Source organism: Agromyces sp. P1_H4 (assembly GCF_056405255.1).
The window spans coordinates 1-6,637 of sequence record NZ_JBFUCL010000211.1 but is presented as its reverse complement, the minus strand read 5'-3'; the positions used below and the strand labels follow the sequence as shown (position 1 = coordinate 6,637).

6 protein-coding genes are annotated in these 6,637 nt (G+C 70.5%); all 6 read left to right on the top strand.

From position 1 onward, the window contains the following. A partial coding sequence (locus tag AC1DY2_RS12935; RefSeq protein WP_476762797.1) for a carbohydrate ABC transporter permease occupies positions 1 to 913 on the top strand: 913 nt, incomplete at its 5' end. Beyond that, a complete protein-coding gene (locus AC1DY2_RS12930) occupies positions 906 to 1,814 on the top strand; it encodes a carbohydrate ABC transporter permease (RefSeq protein WP_476762796.1) in 909 nt (302 codons plus the stop codon). The genes AC1DY2_RS12935 and AC1DY2_RS12930, both read left to right, overlap by 8 nt. A gap of 5 nt (positions 1,815 to 1,819) precedes the next feature. After that, a complete protein-coding gene (locus tag AC1DY2_RS12925; protein WP_476762795.1) occupies positions 1,820 to 2,890 on the top strand; it encodes a LacI family DNA-binding transcriptional regulator in 1,071 nt (356 codons plus the stop codon). A 34-nt stretch (positions 2,891 to 2,924) separates the two neighbouring features. After that, positions 2,925 to 4,178 (top strand): Gfo/Idh/MocA family protein, encoded by a 1,254-nt coding sequence (locus AC1DY2_RS12920; RefSeq protein WP_476762798.1) that lies wholly within the window; start codon positions 2,925 to 2,927, stop codon positions 4,176 to 4,178. Positions 4,179 to 4,268: 90 nt separating this feature from the next. After that, positions 4,269 to 5,312, top strand: coding sequence for an L-threonine 3-dehydrogenase (gene tdh / locus AC1DY2_RS12915; RefSeq protein WP_476762794.1), 1,044 nt, complete (start codon positions 4,269 to 4,271; stop codon positions 5,310 to 5,312). Then, complete coding sequence (locus AC1DY2_RS12910; RefSeq protein ID WP_476762793.1) at positions 5,312 to 6,514, top strand: glycine C-acetyltransferase; 1,203 nt, start codon at positions 5,312 to 5,314, stop codon at positions 6,512 to 6,514. The genes tdh and AC1DY2_RS12910 overlap by 1 nt, the downstream gene beginning before the upstream one ends. Positions 6,515 to 6,637: the final 123 nt, after the last annotated feature.

Below are 6,637 nucleotides of genomic sequence, written 5' to 3'. Positions count from 1 at the left end.
CGGCAGACGGGCCGACCGGGCGGGTCGCACCGGCCGCGGCCCCCGCCAATCCGGATGGTGGGCCCTCCTCTTCATCGGGCCCACGGCCGTCGGGCTCCTGGCGTTCTACCTCTGGCCCACGGTGCGTACGCTCATCCTCTCGTTCACCGAGTCGGGCCCCTTCGGCGGCACCACCTTCGTCGGCTTCGACAACTACGTCGCGCTGCTGCAGGACCCCGAGCTGCTCGGCGCGCTCCGCAACACGGCCGTGTACACGCTCATCACCCTCGTCGGCATCCYGATCGCCGTGGCGATCGCGGCGCTGCTCAACACCACGGGCCTCCGTGGGCGCGGCGTCTACCGCACCCTCTACTTCATCCCGGTCGTGACCATGCCGGCGGCGATCGCCCTGGTGTGGCGCATGATCTACAACGGCGACTACGGCGTGCTCAACGAGGTGCTCGGCGTGTTCGGCATCCAGGGTCGCAGCTGGCTCACCGACCCGAGCACCGCGCTCGTCTCCATCGCGGTCGTCGGGATCTGGGCGGGACTCGGCACGAGCATCGTGATCTTCCTCGCAGGCCTGCAGGGCATCCCCGACACGCTCATGGAGGCGGCCGACCTCGACGGCGCCGGACCGATCCGCAAGTTCTTCTCGATCACCATCCCGATGCTGTCGCCGAGCATCTTCTTCGTCAGCGTCATCGGCGTGATCGGCGCCCTGCAGGTCTTCGACCTCGTCTACATGATGCTCGGCCGCAACAACCCGGCGATGCCGAACACCCGCACGATCGTCTACCTCTTCTACGAGGCGGGCTTCCTCGACAACCAGCGCGGCTACGCGGCCGCGATCGCGTTCCTGCTGCTGCTGATCATCCTCGTGCTGACCGTCGTGCAGTTCCGGCTGCAGAAGAAGTGGGTGCACTATGAGTGACCTCTCGCTCGACACCAGGGCCATGACGGGCGCGGATGCCGCGGGCACACGCCGGGGTGAGGCATCCGCTGCCCGCACCGGCCGCCGCAACCGCGGCCACTGGATCGTGCACCTGCTGCTCGCGGCCGGCGCCGTGATCATGGTGTTCCCGTTCGTGTGGCAGACGCTCACCGCGTTCAAGACGTTCCAGGACTCGGTGCAGGTGCCGCCCGTGATCATCCCCGATCCGTGGGTGTTCACGAACTTCGCCGAGGTCTTCGAGTCGATGCCGTTCGGCCAGATGTTCCTGAACTCGGTGGTGCTCACGATCGGCCGCACCGTCGGCCAGGTGGTGCTCTGCACGATGGCCGGCTACGCGTTCGCTCGCATCCCGTTCCGCGGCCGCAACGTCGTGTTCGTCGTGTTCCTCTCGGTGCTCATGGTGCCCTCGCAGCTGTACCTGCTGCCGCAGTACGAGATCATCCAGTCGCTCGGCTGGCTGAACACCCTGCAGGCGCTCATCGTGCCCGGCATCTTCAGCGCGTTCGGCACGTTCCTGATGCGGCAGTTCTTCATGTCGATGCCGGCCGAGCTCGAGGAGGCCGCGCGCATCGACGGCGCCAACCCGTGGCAGACCTTCTGGCGCATCATGGTGCCGCTCGCCAAGCCGGGCATCATCGCGCTCACGGTGTTCACGGTGCTGTGGTCGTGGAACGACCTGCTCTGGCCGCTCGTAGTCACGACCGATCCCGAGAAGATGCCGCTGTCGGTGGGCCTGTCGCAGCTCGTCGGCCTGCACGGCACTGATTACCCTGTGCTCATGGCCGGCGCGCTGCTCGCGACGTTGCCGATGCTGATCACGTTCATGGTCCTGCAGAAGCAGTTCATCCAGGGCATCGCGTTCTCCGGGACGAAGGGATGACGCGGGTGACGCAGGCGAACGAGCACGAGGAACGGCACACGGCGCCCAGGCGGCGCCCGACCCTGCGCATGGTCGCCGAGCTCGCCGGCGTGTCCACGGCGACGGTCTCGTACGTCTTCTCGGGCCGCAACGGCGGCGAGTCGGGCGTGGCCGAGCCGACCGCCGAGCGCGTGCTCGCCGCGGCCCGCCAGCTCAACTACCGTCCGAACCGCGCGGCTCGCACCATCCGCACCGGCCGCAGCGACACCGTGCAGCTCTCGCTGCACATGCTGAGCGACCCGTGGTCGCTCGCGGTCGCTGCCGCGGTGAACGAGGAGGCGAACCGGCACGGCCTGACCACGCTGATCCTCGCCGACGGCGACTGGTACGCGGCCCTCGACCGGGTCGAGAGCGACGTCGCCTACCTCGACGGGGCGGTCGCCACCGACGACGGGCGGCAGAAGCTGCAGGCGCTCGTCGAGCGCGGCCAGCGACTCGTCGTGTTCTCCGAGACGCTCGAGCCCGACGGCTACGACGTGATCCGCTCCGACGCCCTGCCGGGGTGCGAGCTGGCGATGGACCACCTGCTCGAACGGCACACGGCGATCGGATGCCTCGTGGCCGAGGGCGCGTTCCGCGCCACCGGACGCTCCCGGTACACGCCCTACGTGGAGCGCCTGCGGGCGCACGGCCTTCCGGTCGATCCGGCATTCACGGCGACGTACGGCGAGACGCAGGCGAGCGCCTTCGCCGCCGCGGTCGCGCTCCTCTCGCAGGAGCGCCGCCCGACCGCGATCTACGCCACGACCGACTTCGCCGCGATCGCCGCGATCAACGCCGCCCACATGCTGGGGCTCCGCGTGCCGCACGACGTCGCCGTGGTCGGCGTGGGCAACACCCCCGACGCCCAGCTCGTGGCGCCGACCCTCACCACGGTCGGTCCGACCGACTTCTACGAACGCCAGGCCGAGATCATCGTGGCGCGAGCGCTCGAGCCCGAGGCGGCCGAGCCGCAGCTGCACGACTTCCCGTGGTCGCTGTTCCCCGGCGGCTCCACCGATCTCGATGCGCCGCCGCGTGCGCCCCGAAACCTGTAACCCCCTGAAGGAGTACCCTCCCGTGCACCACCCTGTGGACCTGAACATCGGCATCGTCGGCTTCGGCGCGCGCGCCTCGCTCTGGCGCGAGGCGCACCGACCCGGACAGGGCGCCCGCGTCGTCGCAGTGTGCGACCTCGCCGAGCACTCCCGTGAGGAGGCCCGGGCGGCCCTGCCGGAGGCATCCGTCACCGCATCGCTCGACGAGCTGCTCGCCATGGGCCTCGACGCCGTCATGGTGCTGACCCCCGACCACCAGCACGCCGCCGTCGCGATCGCGGCGCTCGAGGCCGGCGTGCCCGTGTTCTGCGAGAAGCCGCTCGCCGTGACCGTGGAGGACGCCGACGCGATCCTCGAGACCGCCCGCCGCACCGGCACCCGGCTCTACGTCGGGCACAACATGCGGCACATGCCCGTGGTCGTGCTCATGCGCAAGCTCATCCAGGAGGGGCGCATCGGCGAGGTGAAGGCGGTCTGGTGCCGCCACTTCGTGGGCAACGGCGGCGACTACTACTTCAAGGACTGGCACGCCGAGCGGTCGAAGACCACCGGGCTGCTGCTGCAGAAGGGCGCGCACGACCTCGACGTCATCCACTGGCTCGCCGGCGCCTACTCGACCGAGGTGCAGGCGATGGGCTCGCTCACCGTCTACGGCGGCATCGACGACCGCCGCGACCGGTCGGGCGAGCGCATGCGCGACTGGTTCAGCCTCGACAACTGGCCGCCGACCGCGCAGACCGGGCTCAACCCGATCATCGACGTCGAGGACCTCTCGATGGTCAACCTGCGACTCGGCAACGGCGTGCTCGCCTCGTACCAGCAGTGCCACTTCACGCCCGACTACTGGCGCAACTACACGATCATCGGAACGGAGGGTCGCATCGAGAACCTCGGCGACACGGCCGGCTCCGAGGTGCGGCTCTGGAACCGACGCCACCACGGCGCCGCCCCGGCCGACGAGACGTTCATCGTGCCCGCCGCCGACGAGGAGGCCGGCCACGACGGCGCCGATGCGCGGCTCGTCACCGAGTTCCTGCGCTTCGTGCGCGAGGGCGGGCCCACCGAGACGTCGCCGGTCGCGGCACGCGAGGCGGTCGCGGCCGGCATCCGGGCCACCGAGTCGCTGCGCAGCGGGGGCGGGAGCCTCCCCGTGCCGGCGCTCGACGCGGACCTCGTCGCGTACTTCGAGCGGGGCCAGGTCGAGCCGGCCGGGGGGTCCGCGGATGCCGCACGGCGGGTGCCCGTCACAGTGACGGCGGCCGCGGCATCCGTGGCTACCATGAACTGACTGGCGATCGGCGCCGCCGGACACGATCCGGTGGCCCGACCCAGAGCCGAACACCCCCGGCTCGCGACCCAGAGAACAACGAGGTTATCGATGAAGGCCCTCTACAAACCTGCCCCCGGCGCCGGCCTGGAGTACGTCGACCGGCCCGAGCCCGAGACGGGCCCCGCCGACGTGAAGATCCGGGTGCTGCGCACCGGCATCTGCGGCACCGACCTCCACATCGAGCGGTGGGACGACTGGGCCGCCGCCGAGATCCAGGCGCCGCTCATCCCGGGCCACGAGTTCTACGGCGAGGTCGTCGAGGTCGGCGAGCTCGTGCACGACGTCGCCGTCGGCGACAAGGTGTCGGGCGAGGGGCACATCGTGTGCGGCATGTGCCGCAACTGCCGCGCCGGGCGCCGCCAGATGTGCATCCGCACCAAGGGCGTCGGCCTGCACCGCGACGGCGCGTTCGCCGAGTTCATCGTCATCCCCGGTCAGAACGTGTGGGTGCACCACGCGTCGGTCGAACCCGAGGTCGGGGCGATCTTCGACCCGTTCGGCAACGCCGTGCACACCGCGCTCGCGTTCTCGGTCGTCGGCGAGGACGTGCTGGTCACCGGCTGCGGCCCCATCGGCCTCATGTCGATCGCCGTCGCCCGCCACGTGGGCGCCCGCTACATCGTCGCCTCGGATGTCTCGCCCGCGCGCCTCGAGCTCGCCATGCAGATGGGGGCGGATGCCGCGGTCGACGTGTCGCGTGAACGCGTCCGCGACGTGCAGCAGCGCCTCGGCATGCGCGAGGGCTTCGACGTGGGCTTCGAGATGTCGGGATCGGCGAAGGCGCTGCCCGAGATGATCGAGAACATGAACCACGGCGGGCGCATCGCCCTGCTCGGCCTGCCCTCCGAGCCGTACGCCATCGACTGGGGCAAGGTCGTGACGCACATGCTCACCCTCAAGGGCATCTACGGCCGCGAGATGTTCGAGACCTGGAACTCCATGAGCGCCATGCTGCAGACGAGCGGCGAGCTGCGCTCCCGGGTCGCGTCGATCATCAGCGACCGCTACCCGGCACGCGAGTGGCGTGCTGCGTTCGACGCGGCGGCATCCGGCGGCGTCGGCAAGGTCATCCTCGATTGGACGGAACTCTGATGTACGGAACGGTTCGCGACCAGCTGCGCGCTGAGCTCGACGAGATCGAGGCCGCCGGCCTCACCAAGCGGGAGCGCGGCATCCACGGCCCGCAGTCCTCCGAGATCGAGGTCGCCGGCCGCCACGTGCTGAACTTCTGCGCCAACAACTACCTCGGCCTCGCCGACGATCCCCGCATCGTCGAGGCCGCGCACGCCGGGCTCGACGAGTGGGGCTACGGCCTCGCGAGCGTGCGGTTCATCTGCGGCACCCAGGAGCTGCACCTCGAGCTCGAGCGTCGGGTCTCCGAGTTCCTCGGCTACGACGACACGATCCTGTTCTCCTCGTGCTTCGACGCGAACGGCGGTGTCTTCGAGGTGCTCTTCGGGCCGGATGACGCGATCATCTCCGACGAGCTCAACCACGCGTCGATCATCGACGGCATCCGGCTCTCGAAGGCGGCGCGGTACCGCTACCGGAACCGCGACATGGCCGACCTCGAGGCGCAGCTCGTCGCGGCATCCGGTGCCCGGCGCCGGGTGATCGTGACCGACGGCGTCTTCTCGATGGACGGCTACATCGCGCCGCTGCAGGAGATCTGCGACCTCGCCGACCGCTACGACGCCCTCGTGTTCGTCGACGACTCGCACGCCGTCGGCTTCGTCGGCTCGAACGGCCGCGGCACGCCCGAGTACTGCGGGGTCGAGGGCCGGGTCGACATCACGACCGGCACGTTCGGCAAGGCGCTCGGCGGGGCATCCGGCGGCTACGTCGCGGCGCGCGCCGAGATCGTGGCGTTGCTGCGCCAGCGGGCGCGTCCGTACCTCTTCTCCAACACCCTCGCGCCGGCGATCGTCGCGGGCACGATCCGCGCGCTCGAGCTGCTCGAGTCGTCGGGCTCGCTGCGCGAGACGCTGAAGTCGAACGCGGCCCTCTTCCGGTCGCTGATGGATGCCGCGGGCTTCGAGCTGCTGCCCGGCGAGCACCCCATCGTGCCGGTCATGTTCGGAGACGCCGCGCTCACGGCGCGCATCGCTGCGGCGCTGCAGGAGCGGGGCGTGTTCGTCACGGCGTTCAGCTTCCCGGTGGTGCCGCGTGGGGCGGCGCGCATCCGCGTGCAGCTCTCGGCGGCGCACTCCGAGGACGAGATCCGTCGCTGCGTCGAGGCGTTCACGGCCGCGCGCGACGAGGTGGCGGCGACCGTCGCAGCGCCGGCCGGGTAGGCGCGCCGCCGCGGCGTCCGCCCGGGTAGGCGTGCCGCCGCGGCATCCGCCCGGCCCATCGACCTGAGCTGTCACCAACTGCGGATATACGATCCGCCACCCCGGCGCGAACCAGCACAGCTC